Below are 24,124 nucleotides of genomic sequence, written 5' to 3' on the forward strand. Positions count from 1 at the left end.
TAAGCGCAAAGAATCCAAGGCTAGCTCAATGACCACACACCTGTTTGAACATCCTCTCAATGAAAAGACGCGCATCTACCTGCGAGTTGAAGCGCTGCTCAACCAGATGGAGCAAACATCAGACTTCAGTGATGGCATTCAGTATCCGCTATTTTTCCGTTCTCTGTTCGATATGCTGGATATTTTTGAACAGATCCAACTGAAAAGTGAGCTGGCGAAAGATATGGAAAAGCAGCGCCTAACCTATCGTAGTTGGCTCAATGTGGAAGGTGTCGATCAGGCGATGCTGAAAACGCTACTTAGCGAACTGGATGCGGTACATCGCGATTTAATGAGCGCTGAGCGGTTTGGTCAATCGCTCAAAGAAGATCGTTTCCTAAGTGCCATTCGGCAGCGTTTTAATTTGCCCGGTGGTGCTTGCTGCTTTGATCTGCCTGCGCTGCATTATTGGCTGCATCTGCCACTGGAGCGTAAAACGCGCGATGCCAAGCAGTGGATGCAAACCCTAACCCCACTGTCCAATGCCCTTAAACTGTGGCTGAAACTGACCCGTGAAACCGGAACTTACCGTTCACGGATGGCCAATAATGGCTTCTATCAAAGTGATGCCGAGGATGCCAATATCCTACGTCTTGCGATCCCGCTGGAATATGGCGTCTACCCGATGATTTCCGGTCACAAAAATCGCTTTGCGATCAAGTTTCTCGACTTCTACAGCGGACAAGCCAGCAGCCAAGATATTGGCTTTGATTTAGCGGTGTGCTGTTAAACTTCCTCCGTTGTCACTGACAATCGTAATAAATTCGCTTCAATTAAGAATAGCCCGCTGCGGCTTATTCAACAGGACCGTGTTATGACCAAAAAAATCACCATCGTCAAATGCCCACAATGTCACGCCGATGTGCCATGGAGTGAGCAGAGCCCACACCGCCCATTTTGCAGCAAGCAATGCCAAATGATTGATTTTGGTGAATGGGCCGATGAAGAGAACGCGATTGCTGGCGCGCCAGATATGTCCGACAGCGATGGTTGGTCAGAAGATCCGTATTAATAATCGATGGCGGTAAAATCATCCGCACTCAATCGGCTGGTGAGTCATAACCCGTAATAAAGCCAGTCATAAACAACGAGGAGCCACTGGCTCCTCGTTGTTATTCTTATGCTTCAGTATGATCAGAGACTGGCGGCTCGGCTGAGGTTTCAATCTCAATCGCGGTCACCCGCTGTAAACCACGCGGCAACAGTGCCCCACGGCGGCCACGCTCACCACGGAAGTTATCCAGATCGCTGGCTTTCAAGCCCAATTTGCGCTTACCAGCATACAGAGTAATCGAGGCACCTTGTGGCAGCACCATCAAGTTCGATAACACTTCCTCACGTGTTTTGGCTTTGGCGGCAGGAATGTTGATGATCTTATTGCCTTTGCCCTTGCTCAGTTGCGGCAGATCCTTGATCGGGAACAGCAACATTCGGCCTTGGTTGGTGATAGCTAAAATCTCATCGCGATCCAAATCAGCAATCACTTGCGGCGTCATCACTTCTGATTGATCAGGCAAATTGATCAGCGCCTTACCAGTGCGGTTTTTCGATAATAAATCGTCACCTTTACACACAAAGCCATAACCGGCATCCGATCCGATCAGCCACAACTGCTCTTCATCGCCCATCACCACCTGACGAATCGAGGTGCCTTCCGCCATATTGAGTCGGCCAGTAATCGGCTCACCTTGGCCACGCGCAGAAGGCAGAGTGTGCGACTCTAATGAGTAACAGCGCCCATCACTGCCTAGCAGTACCGCTTGCTGGTTACTCTTACCACAGGCGTGAGTCAGATAATTATCACCCGCTTTATAGCTTAAACTGTGGCAATCCACTTCATGCCCTTTGGCATGGCGGATCCAACCTTTTTCGGAAACCACCACAGTGATCATTTCACTTGGCATCAGATCACGCTCGGTCAGCGCTTTAGCTTCTTCGCGTTCAACTAATGGAGAACGGCGATCATCGCCAAATTTATCCGCATCAGCTTTGATCTCTTTTTTGAGCAGGCTATTGAGACGACGTTCCGAGCCGAGTAACTCTTCGAGTTTTTTGCGCTCTTTTTCTAGTTCATCCTGCTCACCGCGGATCTTCATCTCTTCCAATTTCGCCAAGTGGCGCAATTTGGTATCTAAGATCGCATCGGCTTGAATCTCACTCAGGTCAAAGCGCGCCATCAGCACCGCTTTCGGGTCCTCTTCGGTGCGGATGATTTCGATCACTTCATCAAGATTGAGATAAGCGATCAGCAAACCTTGCAAAATATGTAAGCGCGCCAGTACCTTATCTAGGCGGTATTGCAAACGTGAGCGTACCGTTTCACGACGGAAAGTGATCCACTCGTTGAGGATTTGCACTAAGCCTTTGACCTGTGGACGATTATCCAGCCCGATCATATTCAGATTCACCCGAAAGCTTTTTTCCAAATCGGTTGAAGCGAATAAGTGGTTCATCAGCAGATCGCAATCCACGCGATTGGATCGCGGCACAATCACAATGCGGGTCGGATTTTCATGATCCGATTCATCACGCAGATCCTCCACCATCGGCAGTTTCTTCGCGCGCATTTGCGCAGCGATCTGCTCAAGCAATTTGGCACCTGACACTTGATGGGGCAGAGCGGTGATCACAATATCGTTACCGTCTTTGCTCCATACCGCTCGCATTTTGACGCTGCCGCGCCCTGAACGGTACATTTTTTCAAGCTCAGCGGTTGGGGTGATGATCTCCGCTTCGGTTGGAAAATCTGGGCCTTGGACATACTGCATTAAGTCGGTCAGTGACGCCTGTGGATGATCCAGCAAATGCATGGTCGCTTCAGCAACTTCACGCACGTTGTGCGGTGGAATATCGGTCGCCATCCCAACCGCAATGCCGGTGACCCCATTGAGTAAAATATGCGGCAGTCGCGCTGGCAACATTTTTGGCTCTTGCATGGTGCCATCAAAGTTCGGTTGCCACTCAACCGTGCCTTGACCTAATTCACCCAATAACACTTCGGCAAATTTAGACAATTTGGCTTCGGTATAACGCATCGCAGCAAACGATTTCGGGTCATCGGGCGCACCCCAGTTACCTTGTCCATCAACCAAGGGATAACGGTAAGAAAATGGCTGTGCCATCAATACCATGGCTTCGTAACAGGCTGAATCACCGTGTGGATGGTATTTACCTAACACATCGCCCACGGTACGTGCCGATTTTTTGTATTTGGACGAGGCGGAAAGCCCAAGCTCGGACATCGCGTAAATGATACGGCGTTGCACCGGTTTTAAGCCGTCGCCAATGTATGGCAACGCGCGATCCATGATCACGTACATGGAATAATTAAGATAAGCGTCTTCGGTAAACTTGCGCAGCGGCAACTGCTCAACGCCATCAAAGCTGATTTCTGTAGACATGGGTTACACCTCTGCTATGTCGCCGTTGCTTTGCAGCCAAGCACGGCGGTCATCCGCACGTTTTTTGCCCAGCAGCATATCCATCATTTCGTCGGTGGCTTCTGAATCATCAATCGTCAGTTGCACCAAGCGGCGAGTATTCGGATCCATCGTGGTTTCACGCAGTTGCAGTGGGTTCATCTCACCCAAACCTTTAAAGCGTTGCACATTAATTTTGGCTTTTTTCTGGCTCAGGCGCTCTAACACGCCCTCTTTTTCCTGATCATCCAAGGCGTAGTACACCTCTTTGCCACAGTCGATACGATAGAGCGGAGGCATCGCCACATACACATGGCCAGCTTTGACTAACGCACGGAAATGGCGGGTAAACAGCGCGCACAACAAGGTGGCAATGTGTAGACCATCGGAGTCCGCATCGGCGAGGATACACACTTTGCCATAACGCAGAGTTTCCAAATCATCACTATCAGGATCAATCCCCAGCGCAATCGAAATATTGTGCACTTCTTGTGAAGCAAGCACTTGATCGGCGGAGACTTCCCAAGTGTTGAGAATTTTGCCACGCAGCGGCATGATCGCTTGGAATTCGCGATCGCGTGCTTGTTTGGCCGAGCCGCCTGCCGAATCCCCTTCCACCAAAAATAGTTCGGTACGGTTAAGATCTTGCACGGTACAGTCGGTTAATTTACCGGGTAATGCAGGGCCAGAAGCAATTTTCTTACGCACCACTTTTTTGCTAGCGCGCATGCGCTGATGGGCGTTGGTAATACATACTTCTGCCAACTGTTCAGCTAATTGCGGTTTTTCATTCAACCACAAGCTGAAGGCATCTTTCACCACTCCAGAGACAAAGGCTGCCGATTGGCGGGAAGAGAGACGCTCTTTGGTTTGGCCAGCAAATTGCGGATCTTGCATCTTGATCGACAGCACATAGGCACAGCGATCAAAAATATCTTCTCCGGTCAGCTTAACCCCGCGTGGTAGCAGGTTGCGAAACTCGCAGAATTCACGCATTGCATCGAGTAAACCTTGGCGCAAACCGTTAACGTGAGTCCCCCCCTGCGCGGTTGGGATCAGGTTAACGTAGCTTTCGCTGATCAGATCACCTCCTTCCGGCAGCCAAATCACCGCCCAAGTCGCCGCTTCAGTTTGCGCGCTAAACTCACCGGTAAACGGCTCTTCAGGCAATAAGGTGTAACCTTTCACCCCTTCGGCCAGATAATCTTTCAAACCGTCTTGATACAGCCAACGGTGCTCATGGTTATTAACTTTATCGGTAAAGATAATCTCTAAACCGGGGCACAGCACCGCTTTAGCACGCAAATTATTAATCAGGCGGGATGCGGAAAAGTTGGCGAAATCAAAATATTTGCTGTCCGGCCAGAAATGTACGCTCGTGCCGGTATTGCGTCGACCACAGGTGCCTGTCACGCTCAACTCGGTGACTTTCTCGCCATGTTCAAAAGCAATGTCATACACTTGACCATCACGGCGTACCGTCACTTCCACCCGTTTCGACAGGGCGTTGACCACCGAAATACCAACCCCGTGCAAACCGCCGGAGAATTGGTAGTTTTTATTGGAAAACTTACCGCCTGCATGCAGTTTGCATAAAATCAGTTCAACTCCAGAGATTTTCTCTTCTGGGTGAATATCCACTGGCATTCCTCGCCCGTCATCAATCACTTCTAATGATTGATCGGCATGCAGAATAACCTGAATTTTGGAGGCGTATCCGGCCAACGCTTCATCGACAGAGTTGTCGATCACTTCTTGGCCAAGATGGTTAGGCCGCGTGGTATCGGTATACATTCCCGGTCTGCGACGGACTGGTTCTAAGCCATTGAGAACCTCAATAGCGCCAGCATTATATTGTTCAGTCATAATCGGAATGCTTTATTTGCTGAATGATTAGGCGTGTACTAGACGCCAAAGTCTAAGGGCAACATAGTCTGGAAGCTGCCGATTGATGTCAAGGACAGAGCGCAAGGATTGATTAAATTTATGACGCTTTGCGCAGCAAAATACACAAGCTGCACCTAAATGAGCAAACTCGCCCATCAATCAAAGGGCTAGGAATTGAATGATCTGCGCTGGGTAGCGTTCAAAATCGATAAAGCTGTGATCGCCACCCGCTTCGAGTGTCAGCTTGGCGGCATGGTATTTTTCAACTGCTTGGAGATAATCGAGCACTTCATCCCCCATCTGCTGCAATAACCAAAAATCACTCGGCTGCTTGAGCTGCGGGACGTCTAACGCTTTGAGCTCATCAATATGACCCGCATCAAGCACGTAACGCTCATGTGTGTAAGGGTTAAGCTGCTCACCGAGAAAATCCGCTAACAGCTCATAAGGCTTGACCGCCGGGTTAATCACTACCGCGGGCAAACCCCATTGAGCATTTAGCCAAGTGGCTAAATAGCCGCCCAGTGAACTGCCGACCAAACCAATTCGGTATTGCTCACGATACGGCTCGATCAGCGCGAACAAATGCTGCGCGGCTTGGGCAGGAAAACTCGGCAACTTGGGGACCAAGACCGTGATATCTGGCCGATGTTGCAGGCAATACTGCTGCATCACCTGCGCTTTGTGTGACAACGGTGAGCTGTTAAAGCCATGGATGTAAACCAGCAGTGAGGGACGCGCAGCCATATTAGTATCCATTGGAAGTAAAGTCAGGTAAGAAACGACCGTGCTTCAAACGGTTAACTTGACTACTGATCTGCCCATCCGCGTGCAAGGTCAGCTCACGCCAACCGGGAGAACAGTTGTCCAAGGCAAAATTTTGTGAATTGGGTTTAAACTGCACACAGGTCGATGGGGTTGCCATCACCCGCGCACCTAAATGCATCCGATCCATCTCCTGATGCACATGGCCACACAACAACGCGCGGACATTACGATGTTTTGCCACCACCGCCCAGAGATCTTCACTCTGTTTCAGCGCATGTTGATCCAACCACGCACTGCCGACCAATAACGGATGATGATGAAGTAAAACTAAACTGTGGCGCTGAGGATGCTGGCTCAATTGGTCATCAAGCAATTGCAGTTGTGCAGGACTTAGGCAACCATGCGGAGCGCCACTGACTTGTGAATCGAGCAACACCATCTGCCAATGTTCACCGAGCAAAACATGCTCAATAGCTTGAATCTGCTCGCTGGGCAACACACTGTGCATACTGGGCGGATAATCGTGGTTGCCAGGCAACCAGTAGCAAACTTTGGGTTGTGCTTGGGTGGTTTGTAGCGGCGCAACAGTGCGCACGAAACGCTGATAAGATTCCGGCGTATGATCTTGCGAAATATCCCCTGTCGCAACCAGCGCATCAAACTCGACCTGCTCTTCTACAATGGCCGCCACCACCGCAGAAAAACTATCCGCAGTATTCACACTCAGCAAGCTACCATCCTCTGCTGCGAATAAATGGGTATCCGTGATCTGAATAAGCTTGATTGCTGACGGTTCTGATTGAGATGACACTTTCAAAATCGGTAAACCTACCTCTGTTATTTATGGTGATAGAGTGATCGGGCTGCGGCTAATGCCATATTTTAGGCAGAAGGTCAGCCAATCACCTAAAAAGCGGTTTAATTGCGCTTTTTCATCAGGTTGCACCATGTTTTGATTGGGATAATCATAACACGGTAACACTCGCTCTCGCGGCAGCGTAGAGCACACTTCGGCCACCCGAACATCGTGGTATAGCCTGACAGACATAGTCGGCAATGGAAACGCCGACCAGTCATCACTTTGACAAATTTCCAGCAAAGTTGTGTATTTTGTGACTTCTCGCACTTCCAGTTGATAGGCCATCTGTGCCGCTTGGTAACAGCGCTGCTCTCCCACTTCTGGTTGGGCAGGCAACAGCGCATTCAATTTAGCGTAGTTGGTCTCATAGACGCGCATCAGCTCTCTAAGATCAACATGATAAGGCTTTCTTGCTCTCAATTGACTATTCACAGCCCATTATCACTCTGTATGCTGCCACTGTTGCTGTAAGCGCTGATAATTCAATGCCAACCATTGCAGGGCAATAATCGACGCACCATTCTCAATTTTGCCTTGTTCGACCAGCTGATACGCCTTGGCTCGACTCAGCACATGAACCTGAATATCTTCACCTTCACAGTCTAAACCATGAATGCCGCCCGCCAGTGAGCAGTCAACTTCGCCAACAAACACATCCAACTTTTCAGAGCAGCCACCCGAAGAGGGGTAATAAGAGAGGATTTTTTCCACTCTTGCAACCGTTAATCCGGCTTCTTCGATCGCTTCGCGACGCACCACTTGTTCTGAGCTCTCTTGGCTATCGATCACCCCAGCGACAATTTCCAATTGCCAAGGCTGCGCGCACTCGAGTGCACCGACTCGGATCTGTTCAATGATCACCACTTGGTCACGGATCGGATCGTACGGTAATAGTGCCGCTGCATGACCACGCTCAAACATTTCACGCTCGATCGGCTCACTCCATCCCCCAGCAAAACGCTGGTGTTTAAAGCGATATTTCACCATCCGAAAATAACCTTGAAACAAGGTCTGTTTGTTAAGGATCTCGACGTGTTGCTGATTAAAACAGAGCGGTTGTGGCTTGGCATCTTGCATAGTGATCTCCTCGCGGTCGATTTTACAGTTTACTCGCGGAATTTGCCGACTTCCAACAAGTGCTCAACTTTTTATGTAAATTTTATTTTAAATTTTAAGTGGCTCAAAATTTTTATTGCACAAGTGGATAGTTAAGTGTAAAAAAGTGCAAAGTTTCGAGTGAATTACCACCAATTTGGGTTAAACTCTTGAGGAATAAATCCTTTCACATCACGTCAGGAATAGGACCGATGAAAAAACTGATTCCATTATTTGTTAGTGCTGCGCTAGGCACACTAAGTTCTGCTGTGTGGGCAGAAAACCTGGCAGAGATTTATAACCAAGCAAAAGAACATGACCCTCAATTACTCAGTGTCGCCGCGCAACGTGAAGCGGCATTTGAAGCGATAAACTCCAGCCGCAGCAGTCTATTACCACAGATTAACCTGACTGCTGGTTACAATATCAGCCGTAGTGATCAAGACTCACGGGAAAGTGATCTGCTCTCGGCGGGCATTGCGTTCTCACAAGAGCTGTATCAACGTTCAAGCTGGATAAATTTAGATACCGCAGAGAAAAAAGCGCGCCAAGCGGATTCACAATACGCAGCAGCTCAGCAAGGTTTGATCCTGCGTGTCGCACAAGCCTATTTTGAAGTGCTGCTCGCTCAAGATACCCTTGAATTCGTGCAAGCCGAAAAAGCGGCGGTCGGTCGTCAATTAGAGCAAACCAAACAACGCTTTGAAGTTGGCTTGTCGGCGATTACTGACGTACACGATGCACAAGCACAATACGATAGCGTGTTAGCCGATGAAGTGCTCGCCGAAAACAATCTGATCAATAGCTATGAGACGTTGCGTGAAATCACTGGCCAAGGATATTCAAAACTGGCGGTATTAGACACCAAACGTTTTGCGGCAAGCCGTACCACAGAGTCAAGCGAAGCGCTGATTGAGCAAGCTCAGCAGAAAAACTTATCGCTGCTGAGTGCGCGCATTAGCCAAGATGTGGCGCGCGATAATATCTCGCTAGCCAGTTCTGGCCATCTGCCATCACTGACACTGGATGGTGGTTACAACTATGGTAACAACAGTAACGATAACGCCAAAGGTACTTCCGGTGAAGAGTACAACGATTTCAAAATCGGGGTTAATTTGTCGGTACCACTTTACACCGGTGGTAACACTACCTCACTAACCAAGCAGGCTGAATTTGCTTACGTGGCTGCCAGTCAAGATCTTGAAGCGACTTATCGTTCGGTGGTGAAAGATGTACGTGCTTACAACAACAACATTAATGCCTCAATCGGTGCCCTGCGTGCTTACGAGCAAGCGGTAATTTCGGCCAAATCAGCCCTTGAAGCGACTGAAGCAGGTTTTGATGTGGGTACGCGTACCATTGTCGATGTGCTTGATGCTACACGCCGTCTGTATGATGCCAACAAAAACTTGTCTAATGCACGTTACGACTACATTTTGAATGTACTACAACTGCGCCAAGCCATTGGTACGCTGAGTGAGCAAGACATTATTGATGTCAATGCGGGCTTGCGAGTCGCGAAAAAATAATTCGCCACTATCGATTGATACCAAAAATAAAGGGGCCTGTTCATTTGGCCCCTTTGCTTATTGATAACATCAGCGAACGCTTCAGCAATCCAGTTAATCACTGTCGCGCACTGGCTGGGGGGGAATTAACCACGCCCGCCTTTAATTGCCGCGATAATTTCTGAAGTTGAACATCCATCTTCAAAGTTCAACACTTTCACTTCACCACCGGCCGCCATCACCTCTTGCCCACCCGCGATCTCATGCGGTTGGTAATCACCACCTTTGACTAACAAATTAGGCAATACGGCCGCGATTAAACGCTGTGGCGTATCTTCACTAAATGGCACCACCCAATCCACCGCGCCGAGTCCAGCTAATACTGCCATGCGACGCTCAGTGCTGTTGACTGGACGCGCTGGGCCTTTTAAGCGTTTGACTGACTCATCAGTATTGACCGCTACAATCAGTCGATCGCCAAGCTCGGCCGCATGGTTAAGATAGGAAACATGGCCAGCGTGCAAAATATCAAAGCAGCCATTAGTCATCACCACTTTTTCACCGCGCGCCTTGGCTTTTTTCACTGCTTCAATCAGGGCTTGTTCGCTGATCACGCCAAAATCGGTATCTTGACTGCCGTGTACCGCCTCCGCCAATTCAATGGTCGAAACGGTTGAGGTGCCCAGTTTACCTACCACTACCCCAGCTGCGGCATTGGCCAGCGCACACGCTTCATCCAAATCTTTACCTGCCGCAACTGAAGCGGCCAACACTGAAATCACCGTATCGCCGGCACCGGTCACGTCATACACTTCGCGCGCTTGGGTTGGCAAATGGAATGGTGTCATTCCACGGCGTAACAGGGTCATACCATGTTCACTACGCGTCACCAATAACGCTTCTAAATCGAACTGCTCAATCAGTGCGAAGCCTTTGTCGACCAGATCTTGCTCCGATGTCACTTTACCGACCACCGCTTCAAACTCAGACATATTCGGCGTTAGCAGTGATGCACCACGGTACGGTTCAAAATCACTGCCTTTCGGGTCAATAAACACCGGAACCCCAGCCTGCTTAGCTTGTTGAATAAACTGCTGCACGTGCTCTAGCGCACCTTTGGCATAGTCAGACAGGATCACCGCACGCACCTTAGGTAGCGCATTTTGCATACGCGATAAGATCAAATTCGCATCGGTATTTTCAAATTTGTCTTCAAAATCGAGACGGATCAACTGCTGGCCGCGGCTCAAAACGCGCAATTTAGTGATGGTCGGATAATTAGCCAACGCCACAAAATCACAATCTACCTTCAGTGAAGTCAATTTGTCGGTCAGCACACGCGCCGGTTCATCTTGCCCAATCAGGCCAATAATGTGCGCTTGGCCGCCTAATGACGCAATATTCATCGCCACGTTAGCCGCGCCGCCAGGCCGCTCCTCACTCTGCTCTACTTTGACCACAGGCACCGGGGCTTCCGGTGAGATACGGCCAGTTGGGCCATACCAGTAACGGTCTAGCATCACATCACCGACAATTAATACCCCTGCTTTGCTGTAGTCAGGTAGGACTGGTTTCATGCTTAATCTCCAATAATCCGATTGCGACCAAGTCTATCACAGCCACTGAAAGGGCAGAAGTCATCAAGCGAGCCACTGCTGCCAAGCTTGTATCACTTGTTGACGTTCCACGACAAATTGCGTATCGCGCACATCGGCCGATTGGTTGAGTAAATTACGGCGATGGATTTGATCCCGCATGCTGGTGTAAGCCTGAGTCAAAGCCAGCGCTTGTGTTTCATCCATCACTTGATGCTGCATCAACGACTCAAAAATACGCACATTATCCGACCAGCGGGTCAGCTTAGGCTGTTGATGGCTAAAACATAACACCAGATATTGCGCTAAAAATTCAATATCGGTAATCCCGCCTTGATCTTGCTTGAGCATAAAACGACCGGCTTTTTTGCCGCCAAGGTGATCGCGCATTTTCAAGCGCATGGCAACCACCTCTTGTTTCAACTGCTCTGGCTCGCGTGGCAAGCAAAGGATCTCATGCCGCGTAGTGGCAAACGCTTGTTGCAGCGGTGCATCACCGTAAATCATCCGCGCTCGAACCAAGGCTTGATGCTCCCATGTCCACGCCTCTTGGCGTTGGTACTCATCAAACGCTTGGGTTGGGCAAACCAGTAATCCGGAAACGCCGGAGGGGCGCAGGCGGGTATCTACCTCATACAGAATTCCCGATGCGGTACGGGTGGAAAAAATGTGCATCACGCGCTGGGCTAAGCGTAAATAAAACTGGCGACCATCAATCACTTTCTCGCCGTCGGTGTACACCTCGGCTGGGCAATCGTGCATAAACACGATATCTAAATCTGAGTTGTAGCCAAGCTCCCAACCGCCGACTTTGCCATAGCCCACCACGCCAAAACCTTTGCCATCACGCTGTTTAAGATGGGTCGGCTCGCCATATTTGCTGCTCACTTGCAGCCAGGCTTGACGGATCACCGCTTCGACAATCGCTTCGGCCAGATAGGTTAAGTGATCACTCACTTTCATGATCGGCAGCGCGCCCGCAATGTCTGCCGCCGCGATGCGTAAAATCGAGATCTGCTTAAATTGGCGCAGCGCTTCCATCTGCTGCTCCATATCTTCCTCTGGAATTCGCGCCAGAAAATCGCGCAGCTCGCTTTGATAAGACTCTAGTGGGATCGGGTGATACAGATGCTGTGGATCGATCAGTTCATCGAGCAAAATCGGATAACGCGCTAACTGCTCTGAAATCATTGGACTGGCGGTACACAACCGTACCAGTTGCACTAACGCCGCCGGATGCTCATCCAACAATTCAAGGTAAGTGGTGCGAGTTGCAATATTGTGCAGCAGGTTGAGCACGCGGGCTAAACCAAATTCGGCCTCAGGATGAGCAAACACCGCTTGGTACAGTTTCGGCATCAAGCGATTGAGTACCTCGCGCCCACGGGGGCCGATAGTACGCTTGGCGAGATCCTCTTTAAATTGGGTAATGATGCGAATCGGCTGCTCGCCAGCGGCGAGGCCAAGATCGTGCTGAATAATGTGCTCGATCACTTCCGGCTTATGGGCCATATCCCACAGCTCATGAAAATGGCGCTCCACCGTTTGATCTTCTTCCTCATCTTCACCGATCAAGCTCGCAAAGACCTGATGCACCTGCTGCATATGCTGGTTCACTTGTTGTTGCAAACTTGACCAATCGCTCACTCCCATTGCCACCGCAAGCCGCCATTGATCTTGCTCTTTATCTGGCAAGGTCTGCGTCTGTTTATCGGCGATCGCTTGCAGCAAATTTTCTACTCGGCGCAAAAAGCGATAAGCATCCCGCAGATCTTGCACTTGCGCGAGTGGCAACAGGGCTAACTCAGCAATCGCATCCAGCGTTTCCAATAGGCCGCGTTTACGTAAGCTTGGCTCGCGGCCACCTCGGATCAATTGAAACACTTGGGCGATAAATTCGATTTCGCGGATCCCGCCCGCGCCGAGTTTAATATTGTTACTTAAACCACGGCGGCGCACTTCGCTACTGATCATCGATTTCATGCGACGCAGCGACTGAATGGCACTGAAATCGATGTAACGCCGAAAGACGAAAGGCCGCAACATTTGGCGCAGCTCTTGGTATTGGGGATACATTTCGCGCCCAATCACCCGCGCTTTGATCATCGCGTAGCGTTCCCAATCACGCCCCTGCTCTTGATAATAATCTTCTAACGCCGCATAGCTCATTGCCAGTGGACCACTATCACCAAATGGGCGCAAACGCATATCAACTCGATAACAGAAGCCCTCCGGTGTCGGCTGATCCAACAATTTGATCAAGCGTTGGCCAAGCCGGGTAAAAAACTGAGCATTGGCGATTGCTCGGCGCGCACCTTGGGTTTCACCATTTTCCGGATAAGTGAAAATCAGATCGATATCAGAGGAGAAATTAAGCTCACCACCACCTAGTTTGCCCATCCCAATGATCAGCATTGGTTGTGGCTGGCCTTGTGCATTACATGGTGTACCCATTTCCAGACAACAGCGCTGATATAACCATTGGTAACTTTCAAAAATTAACGCTTCCGCCAATTGTGAAAGATGCGTGAGGCTCTGCTCAATCGTCCAACTGCCACAAAAATCACGCCATGCGATGTAGACCATCTCTTGATGACGAAATTTTCGCAGTATCGCTTGCCCTGCGGATTCATCATGACAATCCACCAAATGTTGTGCCAATTGGTGTCGATAGCCCTGCCAACGTGACGCTTGGGCAAGCCAGTTCGGCAATTGCTGGCACAACTGGCGATCCCGCTTTAAAGTTTCGGCAATAAACTCACTCAGCCCAAGCACTCGATGCAGCTCGGTTTGATAATCAGCCGGCCATTGAGCAATCTCTGGCTGCAATGCCAACAGTTGCTGATAATGTTGTTCGGCGATGGGTAAAAGAGCACTAGGCAGTGGCATGCGGCGTCCTTGTCTTGATCGGTTAAGCTCTATGGTGATTACGCTAATTCATGATTCGTTATCAGTGATGAGTTATATCGCAAACTGGGGTTGAAAAAAAACGCCCACCGCAGAGTGTGAGCGTTATATTCCTCTTTTTATTGAGTGGAACCGTGTTAGCGGGTTTACACTCGAAAGGCAGTGATTTTGCTATCCAACTCTTCGGCGTTAGTTTGCATGATTTCTGATGTTTCTAACAGTTCGCTCATCACGGTGACTGAGCCTTCAACCAATTCGCGGACATTATTGAGATTTTTGTTCATCTCTTCTGCCACACTGCTTTGCTGGCCGGCGGCAGAAGCAATTTGGAAGTTCATATCATTTAATTGCTGCACTTGGCTGACAATCCCATCCAGCTCAGTGCCAGCATTGGTGATCAGCTCAACCCCATCCGCCGCTTGCACGACGCTTTTTTCCATTAAATCGACCGCGCTGTTGGCACTCTGTTGCAACTGAGTGATCATCTCTTGAATTTCCACCGTCGCATTTTGGGTACGCTGCGCCAGATTACGCACTTCATCAGCCACCACCGCAAAGCCACGTCCAGCTTCACCGGCACGCGCCGCTTCAATCGCCGCATTGAGCGCCAATAAATTGGTTTGCTCTGAAATGCCACGAATGGTACCCACCACACTGCTGATCGCGACCACTCGCTCTTCAACCTGATTGACCGCGTGAGCAGAAGCGCTGATGTCTTTCGACAATTCACTCATTTTACTGATGGTGCTTTTCACAAACTGCTGGCCGGTATCGGCTTGCAGTGAGGTACTTTCGGTCAGGGATGAGGCATTTTGCGCATGTTCCGCCACAGTTTGGACGGTCGATGACATTTCACTCATCGCTGTCGCTAGTTGATCAATCTCATTGAACTCTTCCAGCGCCGAATCTTTGGTTTCCGACATGCTCATGGTCATCACTTCAGTCAATGAAGTTAATTCCTGTGAGGCGTTGATCTGCGTGCGGATCAGCTCTTGCAATTGATGACGCGTTTTTTCTAGCTCACGCGCCACATCACCGTATTCATCTTTACAGTCCATATTGATCGGTTGCGATAAATTACGCTGTGCCATTAACTTAATTGCATCATTCAGGTACTGAGTTTGGCGCAGCATGACTCGTGCAACAAACAGCAGCAGTGCAGCAAAGAAAGCAATTAATAGCAGGGTTTGCCAAAAGATTTGCACCAAGTAGTTATCATAATACTGCTGGGCGACTTGCGCATTTTGGGTAGCCGAGAGCAGCGACTGGTAGAAAATACTGGCATCCCATAACTGCTTGCCAACGATCAACACCGTGCTGAATACCATTAGTATCACCATTTTCGGCACTAAGCGAAAATCGGTAATTAAACGCTCCCACGGCTTAAAAGACATCGTTGTCATGATCCTGACTCCATATTATTGAGATTAGGTAACCAAACTGAGCGCGTATTAATGCAATCAGTTGTACGAATAATGCCGATGATAACAAACATTAAACTCAACCAATGCGCGGCACATCGCTAATTCTTTCGTTGAGTAAAATAATTTGTGAGCTTGGTCGGCTTCCCGAGCATTCTCGTCACCTACTATCGGCTTCTACCACCAAAACTAAAGAGTTTTTACCAAGGTGTAGCAAGCAATCAGGGAGGCCAAAGCCTCCCTGATCTCAATCACACTCAGTGATCAACAACAAAAACGTGTTACTCATGCCAATAACGATGGGCTTCAACCCCCATAGTGCGGCTCTGCTCCATCGCATGCAGAATTGAGTTTTCTTGACGGTTCAGCCAGCGTTTCAGTTGATCTTGCTCGTCACCTTGCAGTAAATCCACCAGCCGCTCTAACGGCTTCAGGCGCAGTAGATCATCAATGCCATGCAATAAATCGGCCCACGGCATACGAAATGCCTGACGATCTTCCGCCGCATACAAGTTGGCAAAACTGACCCCTGTGTACAAATTGCGCATTAAACGATACTGCTGATCGATGTACTCTTGCACGGTTAGTACTTTACCCGGAGGGAAAGCTTCCATTAACTCAGCCCAAGCTCGATCCAGTTTTCTTACCGCAAAGATTTCCAGCGGCAGTGCCATTTTTTCACGCGCTTTGTCATCTAAAAACGGCTGCCAACCACGGGTCAATACCCAGCGACTAAGATCGAGCAATAGTCCGGTATAACGCGCACTACTCAACAAGCGCAGAGTATCCTCACGCTGGGGTAAACTTTCTTGCACAGTTTTTAGCTCAGTCACCAAGAACTTACGCGCATCCAATTTACGCAGCGCATAGCCTTTGTCCTCTTGCAAACTGGCAAGGTATTCAAACTGTTTTAGCCACTGCAGCTCTTGCTCTAGCCATTTCAATTCTTGACGTAAAATGGCACTGGCACGGCGCGGTATCACCCCACCATACACTGACAACAATTGGCGTAAATAACTGACCGCATGGTGTATTTCATGTAGAGCGGCCACCTCTTCACGCTCGATGTAAATCTGCTCATGACGGTGCCAATGGTCAAGGGCATGTTCCAGCGCACGAATGAAGCACGATTCTGCGCTGTCATTTTTATCGACACTGACCAGTGCCAATGGCGTGATCGGCTCACCCGCATGGTTAGCCGCTAACCGATAGCCACGCGCGGCTTTACTTAGGTTACCTAAGCGCATGCCGCCCTGTTCACACAACTGACGTGCCAAGGTAAACAGTGCATCGGTTTGCCCTGATTTAAGCTCTAATTCCACTTCACAAATCGGCTGTTGGCGCTCACCGGCCACCACCACACCTTGATCAAAAGCAACCTCGACTTGGCTACCATCAGCCATGCTAATCAGCCATTGTTCACGGGTAAAATTGGTAGAAAACAGTGGCAATAACTCGGCTTGCAACTCGGCCAACGGTTTCGCGGCCGGCCAAATATCCATCGGGTGTAAAGAGAGATCGGGATCATTACTATGATGTTCGGCATTAAACTCTGGACGCTGATGCAGACCTGCCACCACGCGGCCAGCGGTTTTCACCGTTTGGACATACACTTCATCAAAACGACGGATGCGCAAGCCAATATCATGCTGGCGTAACCAGTTGTCAGGTGTATCAAAGTACGTGTTTCCTAGCTCGCGACAGCTGTGCTGAAGTACTTTAGTTTCAGAAAGTTTGGCGCATAAAATCGTCGAAAATTCTGGATAAACAAAAAACTTCAGTTCTATCTCGGTTTCCATAGTTATACCTTTCGCTGCAGATGCCGACAGGATATTGCCTTATAGACATAGGAGCAAGAGAGAAATATCCGTTCAATCGTGATCTAAAACAGTTTTATTGCGCCAGTGTTTGAGTTAACATGCGCGCCTTTATAGCCAACGCTCAACATTTCACCATATTATGGTGTATGTTATTTAAAGGTTATAGCTATTAGGTTGAATGACCATGCCAGTAAATACAATTATGGGGTTATTTGCAAAGTCCCCAATTAAGCCTTTGCAACGTCATGTTGTGTGTGTGAATGAATGCTGCTCACATCTGATCAATTTCTTTGAAGTTTGTAACAAAGATGATTGGGAAACGGCCGGTGAAATTCGTGCACAAATTTCTCACCTTGAGAAAGAAGCTGACGTGTTAAAACGTGAAATCCGCCTTAAACTTCCTCGTGGTTTGTTCATGCCAGTCGATCGCAGTGACATGCTTGAACTGCTCACCCAACAGGATAAATTAGCTAACCTTGCCAAAGATATTGCCGGCCGAGTGTATGGCCGTCAGCTTATCATCCCTGAGCCTCTCCAAGAAAACTTCATCGCTTACGTTAAACGCTGTTTAGATGCAGCGAACCAAGCGCAGAAGGTGATCAGCGAGCTCGACGAGTTATTGGAAACCGGATTCAAAGGCCGTGAGGTCACCCTCGTGGCTGAAATGATCCATCAACTGGATGTGATTGAAGATGACACCGATACCATGCAGATTCGCCTGCGCCAGCAACTGATGGCCATCGAATCGAAAATGAATCCGATTGATGTCATGTTCTTGTACAAAATTCTTGAATGGGTGGGCGGCATTGCCGACCAAGCGCAGCGCGTTGGCGCTCGCTTAGAGCTGATGCTTTCTCGTTCTTAAATTTAAAGTTAACCAAATAACGAAGAGCAACCATATGATGACAACCCGCTAGGCGCTAAGTACTCACTACGCTGAAGGTTGTCATGTGCATAAAAAAACAAGCAAAGGTTGCTCCGCTTGTTATCAACAACTAGGTATTACGATGGAAATCCTTGCAAACTACGGCACTGTGTTGATTATTGTGGCAGCTGTCTTCGGTTTCTTGATGGCAATTGGTATTGGTGCCAATGATGTGGCCAATGCCATGGGCACTTCCGTAGGGTCAAAAGCACTCACTGTTAAACAAGCAATTATTATTGCGATGATTTTTGAATTCGCAGGCGCTTACTTAGCCGGTGGTGAAGTGACGGAAACTATCCGTAATGGGGTTATCGACACTTCACTTTTCGTAAATACACCGGATGTGCTGATCTACGGCATGATGTCAGCTCTGCTGGCAGCTGGAACTTGGTTACTGGTCGCCTCTTATATGGGCTGGCCGGTTTCCACTACCCACTCGATTATTGGTGCGATCATCGGTTTTGCGTGTGTGTCGGTAGGCACTGAAGCGGTCGATTGGAGCTCAGTACAAGGCATCGTCGGTAGCTGGCTGATCACGCCAGTCATTTCTGGCTTATTTGCTTACCTGATCTTTGTCAGCGCCCAACGCCTGATTTTTGATACCGAAAAACCGCTGATTAATGCTAAGCGTTTTGTGCCAGTGTACATGTTTATCACTACAATGGTGATTGCGCTGGTGACCATCAAAAAAGGCTTGAAGCACGTTGGCCTACACCTTTCAAACACCGAAGCTTGGATGTGGGCGGCGGTACTCTCTGCGATTGTGATGGTCGGCGGCTACTTGTACATTCAACGCAAATTTGCCAATCGAGATGAAGACCACGGCTTTAGTGGTGTAGAGAGCATCTTTAGCGTATTGATGGTGATCACCGCCTGTGCGATGGCCTTTGCCCACGGTTCAAACGATGTCGCCAACGCGATTGGTCCATTGTCAGCGGTGGTTTCAACCGTTGAGCATATGGGTGAAGTGGCAGCGAAAAGCTCGATCGCATGGTGGATCCTACCGCTTGGTGGTTTTGGTATCGTGGTTGGCTTAGCCACACTGGGTCATAAAGTCATGGCCACTATAGGCACTGGAATTACTGAACTGACGCCAAGCCGTGGTTTCGCCGCTCAGCTTGCCACCGCCTCTACGGTAGTGCTGGCTTCTGGTACTGGTCTGCCTATTTCAACCACACAAACTTTGGTGGGTGCTGTGTTAGGGGTAGGTTTTGCACGTGGTATTGCCGCACTTAACTTAGGTGTAGTGCGTAACATTGTCGCCTCTTGGGTGGTCACCCTTCCGGCTGGTGCGCTACTGGCGGTGGTGTTCTTCTACGCTATTCAAGCAGTGTTTGTCGGCTAAGCCTAGGTAAAATCAGAGTTAGCCAACCGTCAGGATTGGCTCAAACGCACAGAAAGGGAGGCTTAGCCTCCCTTGTTAGTTGCAGCGCTTACCAAAACTGCATACTATTTGCGACACATTTGATGAGACCTATCACTAAACCTATCGTTAACCTAAGGGATTTACTGTGAAAAAACTGATCTGCATGGTGCTACTTTCCATGTTGGCTGCACCAACGTTCGCGCAAGAGCGCTACATTGCCGATAAACTCTTCACTTACATGCATTCAGGCCCAAGTAACCAATACCGTATTCTTGGCAGCATTGAAGCAGGTGAAAAAGTTAAGCTGCTCAGTGTCAATAAAGAAAATGGCTATAGCCAGATCAGCGATGAACGCGGCCGTACCGGTTGGGTAGAAAGTCGCTTGATTAGCCGTCAAGTCAGCAATGCACTGCGCCTACCCGCGCTGGAGCAAGAATTGGCCGATGTGAAAAAGCAGTTAGCCAATGCGCGACAAAATGCCGACAGTGAAAAAGCGGGACTGGCCGAATCCCTTGAGCTGCGCAATCAACAGATCACCGATCTGGAACGTAGTTACAGCGAGATCAGTAAACAGCTCACCCAGTCACAAACGGAAATTCGCGAACTGCGCGCCAAACTCGATACGCAAAAAGAAGATTTGCTGCTCAAATACTTCACCTATGGCGGTGGCGTCGCAGGGATCGGCTTACTATTTGGTTTGCTATTACCGCATATTGTGCCACGCCGTAAACGTAATCCTTCTGGTTGGGCCTAACTATCCAGCTTACTTAGACAAAACGGTCACTTAGGTGACCGTTTTGTTTTAGCTCTCTTTCATCGTTGGGCAATAAGAGTTGGGCTGCACCTAACCTTTCCAGTCATACAGTGCTGGTATCTCGATCTCCTCACCACCAAAGATAATCACGCTGCTTTGGGGCTTGATACTTTGTAACTTGACCTCAGGCGCTAAGCTATCCCCTTCACGATATTCGACCCCATTCACTTTTATCCAGCGTTTTTGGTCATTACTGGAAAAAGCATGCATCTGAAAATTCAGTGCTGGAAGCTGCCCTTGGTAACGATCGCTGTGCTGAGTTAATGGCACCGCCGCAGAAGTTGCTGTGGTTGGGGCGGCTGACTCACTGGATTGATCGCGCATAATCGCCTGAACACGCAATGCTAATTCAGGCGAAAGCTGAGTTAAATCGAGATCGCCTAACGCCTGATTTGATGCACTCTGTTGAGCAGAAGCTTGGATTGTCGCCGGTGGTGACACTATGTTTCCAGCTAAAGACGTCAAATCCTCTTCTGGATAGGATTCGTCGAGTACTGATTCGACAAAGGTCGGTTGCAGATCCTCAAATTCGGGATAAGTTAAACGCTCTAATGGCGCATCAACTTGCACCGTTTTAGGCTCGGTTGGTCGATTAGCCACTTCCTGCTGCACTTGTTCATAGCGTTGGTAAGTCATCACTCCCGCTGTCACTAACCCCGGCACGAGCCACAGCATTAAATGCAACCAGCGTGATCGACTCATCGCTGCGGGTTCTTGCTCGGTATAAGCGCGATCACTGACTGGATGAGCTTGTTGATAATGGTGCTGAGATTGCTGCAAGGCATGCATTACTTTTGACATTATCCCTCCTCCTGCAAGCTTGGTGCTTGCTGCTGGGTCAATAGCTCAAGGCGGCGTAAGGTTTGTCTTCCTGCGATACCATCAACATGCATATTTTGCCAACGTTGGAATAACTCAACTTTACGCGACAAATCCTTATCAAATTGCTCACGCGGACGTTCAGGCGCACCTAACACTTGCGCCAATTTGCTCTCGAGTAACGCGACATCTCCCCCTCGCATTCCCTGTTTTAAGGTTCGGGAAAAACCACCTTGCCAAAGTAGAGCAAACTGCCCATTCCATAGCGGCTCTAGCCATTGACGTGCAACACGATAACGCTCGCCATTCACCAACAGCTCAACTTGCTCGCCCGTTAAGCGATACAGCACTGCGTAAACTGGCACTTCATCCAGCACTAAAGTCAATACCGCTGGCAAATCGTAAATTTGCAGCGTTGACCAATCTCCGCTCTGCTCTTCGCACCAGAGCGCCGTATCCGCCTGAGTTTGGCAAAACCGCTCCATCACCGAGGCTTGATACCCCCAAACTGCATACAGGGTTTCAAAGGCATGTTCGCTACTGGTCGCATTGAGCAACGCACTACGTAGTGCTGGAGGGAAAACCATCTGCTCGGTCGGTGGCACCACTTCTGCTAGCGGAAAATAGCTTTGCATAGCTCGATCAAGCTGGGGTGGTAATTGCCATGCCAATACTGCGCTCAGAACAATCCCCCCCAATGCGCTGAAGAGATAAGAGAGTTTGCGCGCGGGTGGTTTGCTTGATGTCACTTGATAAACGGAGGATTGAAAGCTCATCACTGCTTGGCAGGCAAGCTTAATTCTCGCCAAACTCAGCGTTTGCTCACCCGCTTGATAAGCTTGCTTCAGCGCCGCATCACACACCAGATTAATTAAGCGCGGAATACCGTGTGTTTGCTTAGCTATCCATAGGCACCCTTTACGAGCAAACAGCGCGGGATCGCCCCCGGCTTGCTCGACTCGAAAGTGAATATAATGAACACATTGCTGTTCGGTGAGCGGTAACAGATGATAGCGTCCCGTGATCCGCTGCGCGAGCTGGCGTAATTGCGGCATGCGCAGTTTGTCTTGCAACTCCGGTTGACCAATCAGTAGCACTTTCAGCAGTTTATGCTGGTCGGTTTCTAGATTGGTTAGCAAACGCAACTGCTCTAACACATCCGGAGCGAGGTGCTGTGCTTCATCAATCATCAAGAGTACTTGTATGCCTTGCGCATGCTCGGCCAACAAAAACTCATGCAGCACTTGTGTGAGCGTCTTTAACGTCGCTTGTTTCGGATAGCTAACCTCAAACTCATCGCAAATCGCTTCCAATAGCTCCAGATCGGAAAAAGTCGGATTGAGGATCATCCCGGCGCGCGTTTTGCCCGGCAAACTGGCCAAAATCGCTCGAGCGACAGTGGTTTTACCGGTACCCACTTCACCAGTGAGCATCGCAAAACCGCCACCATCGCCCAAACCGGCTTGCAGGTGTACTATGGCTTCCTGATGACGCTGACTCAGATAGAGATAGCGCGCGTTGGGGACGATCGAAAACGGTAACTCGTCAAACCCAAAGAAGTGTAGATACATGCTGGTTAACCCTATTCATCACTGTGGGTGCAACGTATCATTGCTGACTAAGATTAGCCAATGCCATTCATGTAATTTTTTGAGACTCTATGATGCAAATTTATCTGGTCGGTGGCGCAGTACGCGATCAATTACTGCAATTGCCGGTTTATGATCGCGATTGGGTGGTGGTGGGGGCAAGCCCACAAGCCATGTTAGAGCTTGGATTTCAAATGGTCGGTAAGGATTTTCCGGTGTTCTTACATCCAAAGACCAAACAAGAATATGCCTTAGCGCGTACCGAACGCAAAACCGGGGTTGGTTACACTGGCTTTGCCTGCCATTACACGCCGGATGTGAGCTTAGAAGAGGATTTGCTGCGCCGCGATCTGACCATCAATGCCATCGCGCAAGATCAAGCCGGCCAACTGATCGATCCTTATGGTGGTCAACGCGATCTCGCCGCGAAAGTGCTGCGCCATGTCTCTGCGGCTTTTGTCGAAGATCCGCTGCGCGTACTGCGCGTAGCGCGCTTTGCGGCCAAGCTGCATCATCTCGGTTTCACGGTTGCCGAGCAGACCATGCAGTTGATGGCTGACATTGCTCAGTCAGGCGAATTACAGCACTTAACCGCCGAGCGAGTGTGGCAAGAGTGGCATAAATCACTCTCAACCCATCATCCCGAAGTGTTTTTGCAGGTGCTGCGCGATTGTGGTGCGCTCGCCATTGTACTGCCCGAAATCGATCGTCTGTTTGGTGTTCCACAACCCGAACGGTGGCACCCAGAGATCGATACAGGCATTCATACCTTGATGGTGGCGAAGCAAGCGGCACGACTTTCTGATTCGCTTGCGGTGCGTTTTGCGGCGCAAGTGCATGATTTAGGCAAAGGAGTGACACCGCCAGCGGAATGGCCAAGCCATAAATTACACGGCCATACTGGGCTAAAAATCATTGAATCATTATGTGAACGGATTCGCATACCGAATGAGTTTCGCGATTTGGCGCTCGCAGTGTGCGCGCAGCACTCCAATATCCACCGTGCGGACGAATTAAAACCCGCCACCAAACTCAAGGTTCTAGGACTGTTGGATGTATGGCGTAAGCCTGAGCGGCTTGAGCAAGTGTTATTGTGCTGCGAAGCGGATCATTGCGGCCGTTTAGGTTTAGAGACCGAGCCCTATCCACAACGCGACATTTTCCAGCGCGCTTATCAAGCCGCGCTCAGCGTAGAAGTACAAGCTGTGATTGCAGCTGGCTTTCAAGGTAAGCATATCAAACAAGAGTTGGATAAACGGCGCGTGGCCGCAATTAGCACAGGCTAATCGATGT

At 49.4% G+C, this 24,124-nt stretch carries 19 protein-coding genes; 7 read left to right on the top strand and 12 right to left on the bottom strand.

Going from position 1 to position 24,124, the window contains the following annotated elements; translation table 11 throughout:
* The first annotated feature begins 28 nt into the window (after positions 1-28).
* Together zapD and yacG are read left to right on the top strand one after the other, a co-directional pair.
* A complete protein-coding gene (gene zapD / locus OOK74_RS09365) occupies positions 29-769 on the top strand; it encodes a cell division protein ZapD (protein ID WP_274722840.1) in 741 nt (246 codons plus the stop codon).
* Positions 770-853: 84 nt separating this feature from the next.
* Complete coding sequence (yacG, locus tag OOK74_RS09370; protein WP_277206628.1) at positions 854-1,051, top strand: DNA gyrase inhibitor YacG; 198 nt, start codon at positions 854-856, stop codon at positions 1,049-1,051.
* A 106-nt stretch (positions 1,052-1,157) separates the two neighbouring features.
* Here the strand turns inward: yacG and parC are convergent, their stop codons facing one another.
* The 6 genes from parC to nudF all read right to left on the bottom strand — a co-directional run bounded on the left by parC (position 1,158) and on the right by nudF (position 8,049).
* Positions 1,158-3,440: a DNA topoisomerase IV subunit A gene (parC, locus tag OOK74_RS09375; protein ID WP_278182675.1), complete on the bottom strand. Its 2,283-nt coding sequence runs from the start codon at positions 3,438-3,440 to the stop codon at positions 1,158-1,160.
* Positions 3,441-3,443: 3 nt separating this feature from the next.
* Complete coding sequence (gene parE, locus OOK74_RS09380; protein WP_277206630.1) at positions 3,444-5,324, bottom strand: DNA topoisomerase IV subunit B; 1,881 nt, start codon at positions 5,322-5,324, stop codon at positions 3,444-3,446.
* 180 nt (positions 5,325-5,504) lie between these two features.
* The gene (gene yqiA, locus OOK74_RS09385) at positions 5,505-6,092 is read right to left on the bottom strand and encodes an esterase YqiA (protein WP_278182676.1); all 588 of its coding nucleotides are present in this window, start codon (positions 6,090-6,092) and stop codon (positions 5,505-5,507) included.
* Position 6,093: 1 nt separating this feature from the next.
* Entirely contained in the window at positions 6,094-6,930 is an 837-nt protein-coding gene (gene cpdA, locus OOK74_RS09390; RefSeq protein ID WP_488153805.1) for a 3',5'-cyclic-AMP phosphodiesterase, read from the bottom strand.
* 24 nt (positions 6,931-6,954) lie between these two features.
* Positions 6,955-7,404: a DUF1249 family protein gene (locus OOK74_RS09395; protein ID WP_274722846.1), complete on the bottom strand. Its 450-nt coding sequence runs from the start codon at positions 7,402-7,404 to the stop codon at positions 6,955-6,957.
* Between the two features lie 9 nt (positions 7,405-7,413).
* Complete coding sequence (gene nudF, locus OOK74_RS09400) at positions 7,414-8,049, bottom strand: ADP-ribose diphosphatase (RefSeq protein ID WP_277206633.1); 636 nt, start codon at positions 8,047-8,049, stop codon at positions 7,414-7,416.
* A 230-nt stretch (positions 8,050-8,279) separates the two neighbouring features.
* Here nudF and tolC point away from each other — a divergent pair, with 230 nt between their 5' ends.
* A complete protein-coding gene (tolC, locus tag OOK74_RS09405) occupies positions 8,280-9,596 on the top strand; it encodes an outer membrane channel protein TolC (protein ID WP_278182677.1) in 1,317 nt (438 codons plus the stop codon).
* A gap of 125 nt (positions 9,597-9,721) precedes the next feature.
* Here the strand turns inward: tolC and hldE are convergent, their stop codons facing one another.
* The 4 genes from hldE to OOK74_RS09425 all read right to left on the bottom strand — a co-directional run bounded on the left by hldE (position 9,722) and on the right by OOK74_RS09425 (position 17,297).
* A complete protein-coding gene (gene hldE, locus OOK74_RS09410) occupies positions 9,722-11,152 on the bottom strand; it encodes a bifunctional D-glycero-beta-D-manno-heptose-7-phosphate kinase/D-glycero-beta-D-manno-heptose 1-phosphate adenylyltransferase HldE (protein ID WP_274722849.1) in 1,431 nt (476 codons plus the stop codon).
* Positions 11,153-11,215: 63 nt separating this feature from the next.
* A complete protein-coding gene (glnE, locus tag OOK74_RS09415; protein ID WP_278182678.1) occupies positions 11,216-14,059 on the bottom strand; it encodes a bifunctional [glutamate--ammonia ligase]-adenylyl-L-tyrosine phosphorylase/[glutamate--ammonia-ligase] adenylyltransferase in 2,844 nt (947 codons plus the stop codon).
* 164 nt (positions 14,060-14,223) lie between these two features.
* Entirely contained in the window at positions 14,224-15,480 is a 1,257-nt protein-coding gene (locus OOK74_RS09420) for a methyl-accepting chemotaxis protein (protein ID WP_278182679.1), read from the bottom strand.
* 299 nt (positions 15,481-15,779) lie between these two features.
* Positions 15,780-17,297: a CYTH and CHAD domain-containing protein gene (locus OOK74_RS09425; protein ID WP_278182680.1), complete on the bottom strand. Its 1,518-nt coding sequence runs from the start codon at positions 17,295-17,297 to the stop codon at positions 15,780-15,782.
* A gap of 205 nt (positions 17,298-17,502) precedes the next feature.
* Between OOK74_RS09425 and OOK74_RS09430 the strand changes: the two genes are divergently transcribed.
* The 3 genes from OOK74_RS09430 (at position 17,503) to OOK74_RS09440 (ending at position 20,363) form a co-directional block, all read left to right on the top strand.
* The gene (locus tag OOK74_RS09430; protein ID WP_166014364.1) at positions 17,503-18,183 is read left to right on the top strand and encodes a TIGR00153 family protein; all 681 of its coding nucleotides are present in this window, start codon (positions 17,503-17,505) and stop codon (positions 18,181-18,183) included.
* Between the two features lie 142 nt (positions 18,184-18,325).
* Positions 18,326-19,588 (top strand): inorganic phosphate transporter, encoded by a 1,263-nt coding sequence (locus OOK74_RS09435; protein ID WP_274722853.1) that lies wholly within the window; start codon positions 18,326-18,328, stop codon positions 19,586-19,588.
* A 166-nt stretch (positions 19,589-19,754) separates the two neighbouring features.
* Positions 19,755-20,363 carry a TIGR04211 family SH3 domain-containing protein gene (locus OOK74_RS09440; RefSeq protein WP_166014362.1) on the top strand — a complete coding sequence of 203 codons (609 nt, stop codon included), beginning with the start codon at positions 19,755-19,757 and terminating at the stop codon, positions 20,361-20,363.
* 90 nt (positions 20,364-20,453) lie between these two features.
* Here the strand turns inward: OOK74_RS09440 and OOK74_RS09445 are convergent, their stop codons facing one another.
* Both OOK74_RS09445 and OOK74_RS09450 read right to left on the bottom strand, forming a co-directional pair.
* Positions 20,454-21,224: a general secretion pathway protein GspB gene (locus tag OOK74_RS09445; RefSeq protein WP_278182681.1), complete on the bottom strand. Its 771-nt coding sequence runs from the start codon at positions 21,222-21,224 to the stop codon at positions 20,454-20,456.
* Positions 21,224-22,813 carry an ExeA family protein gene (locus OOK74_RS09450; protein WP_278182682.1) on the bottom strand — a complete coding sequence of 530 codons (1,590 nt, stop codon included), beginning with the start codon at positions 22,811-22,813 and terminating at the stop codon, positions 21,224-21,226. The genes OOK74_RS09445 and OOK74_RS09450 overlap by 1 nt, the downstream gene beginning before the upstream one ends.
* A gap of 92 nt (positions 22,814-22,905) precedes the next feature.
* Between OOK74_RS09450 and OOK74_RS09455 the strand changes: the two genes are divergently transcribed.
* Positions 22,906-24,117 carry a multifunctional CCA addition/repair protein gene (locus OOK74_RS09455; RefSeq protein WP_278183266.1) on the top strand — a complete coding sequence of 404 codons (1,212 nt, stop codon included), beginning with the start codon at positions 22,906-22,908 and terminating at the stop codon, positions 24,115-24,117.
* The last annotated feature ends 7 nt before the right edge of the window (positions 24,118-24,124 follow it).

The organism is Vibrio misgurnus (genome assembly GCF_029635775.1).
In the GTDB taxonomy this organism is placed as follows: Bacteria; Pseudomonadota; Gammaproteobacteria; order Enterobacterales; family Vibrionaceae; genus Vibrio; species Vibrio chanodichtyis.

Bases quoted from the DNA above. Each gene is read 5' to 3' on its own strand.
- tolC (WP_278182677.1), top strand. From the start codon at position 8,280: ATGAAAAAACTGATTCCATTATTTGTTAGTGCTGCGCTAGGCACACTA.
- glnE (WP_278182678.1), bottom strand. From the start codon at position 14,059: ATGCCACTGCCTAGTGCTCTTTTACCCATCGCCGAACAACATTATCAG.
- OOK74_RS09430 (WP_166014364.1), top strand. From the start codon at position 17,503: ATGCCAGTAAATACAATTATGGGGTTATTTGCAAAGTCCCCAATTAAG.
- yqiA (WP_278182676.1), bottom strand. From the start codon at position 6,092: ATGGCTGCGCGTCCCTCACTGCTGGTTTACATCCATGGCTTTAACAGC.
- OOK74_RS09425 (WP_278182680.1), bottom strand. From the start codon at position 17,297: ATGGAAACCGAGATAGAACTGAAGTTTTTTGTTTATCCAGAATTTTCG.
- zapD (WP_274722840.1), top strand. From the start codon at position 29: ATGACCACACACCTGTTTGAACATCCTCTCAATGAAAAGACGCGCATC.
- nudF (WP_277206633.1), bottom strand. From the start codon at position 8,049: ATGCAAGATGCCAAGCCACAACCGCTCTGTTTTAATCAGCAACACGTC.
- hldE (WP_274722849.1), bottom strand. From the start codon at position 11,152: ATGAAACCAGTCCTACCTGACTACAGCAAAGCAGGGGTATTAATTGTC.
- OOK74_RS09435 (WP_274722853.1), top strand. From the start codon at position 18,326: ATGGAAATCCTTGCAAACTACGGCACTGTGTTGATTATTGTGGCAGCT.
- parE (WP_277206630.1), bottom strand. From the start codon at position 5,324: ATGACTGAACAATATAATGCTGGCGCTATTGAGGTTCTCAATGGCTTA.
- yacG (WP_277206628.1), top strand. From the start codon at position 854: ATGACCAAAAAAATCACCATCGTCAAATGCCCACAATGTCACGCCGAT.
- OOK74_RS09445 (WP_278182681.1), bottom strand. From the start codon at position 21,224: ATGTCAAAAGTAATGCATGCCTTGCAGCAATCTCAGCACCATTATCAA.
- parC (WP_278182675.1), bottom strand. From the start codon at position 3,440: ATGTCTACAGAAATCAGCTTTGATGGCGTTGAGCAGTTGCCGCTGCGC.
- OOK74_RS09450 (WP_278182682.1), bottom strand. From the start codon at position 22,813: ATGTATCTACACTTCTTTGGGTTTGACGAGTTACCGTTTTCGATCGTC.
- OOK74_RS09455 (WP_278183266.1), top strand. From the start codon at position 22,906: ATGCAAATTTATCTGGTCGGTGGCGCAGTACGCGATCAATTACTGCAA.
- OOK74_RS09420 (WP_278182679.1), bottom strand. From the start codon at position 15,480: ATGACAACGATGTCTTTTAAGCCGTGGGAGCGTTTAATTACCGATTTT.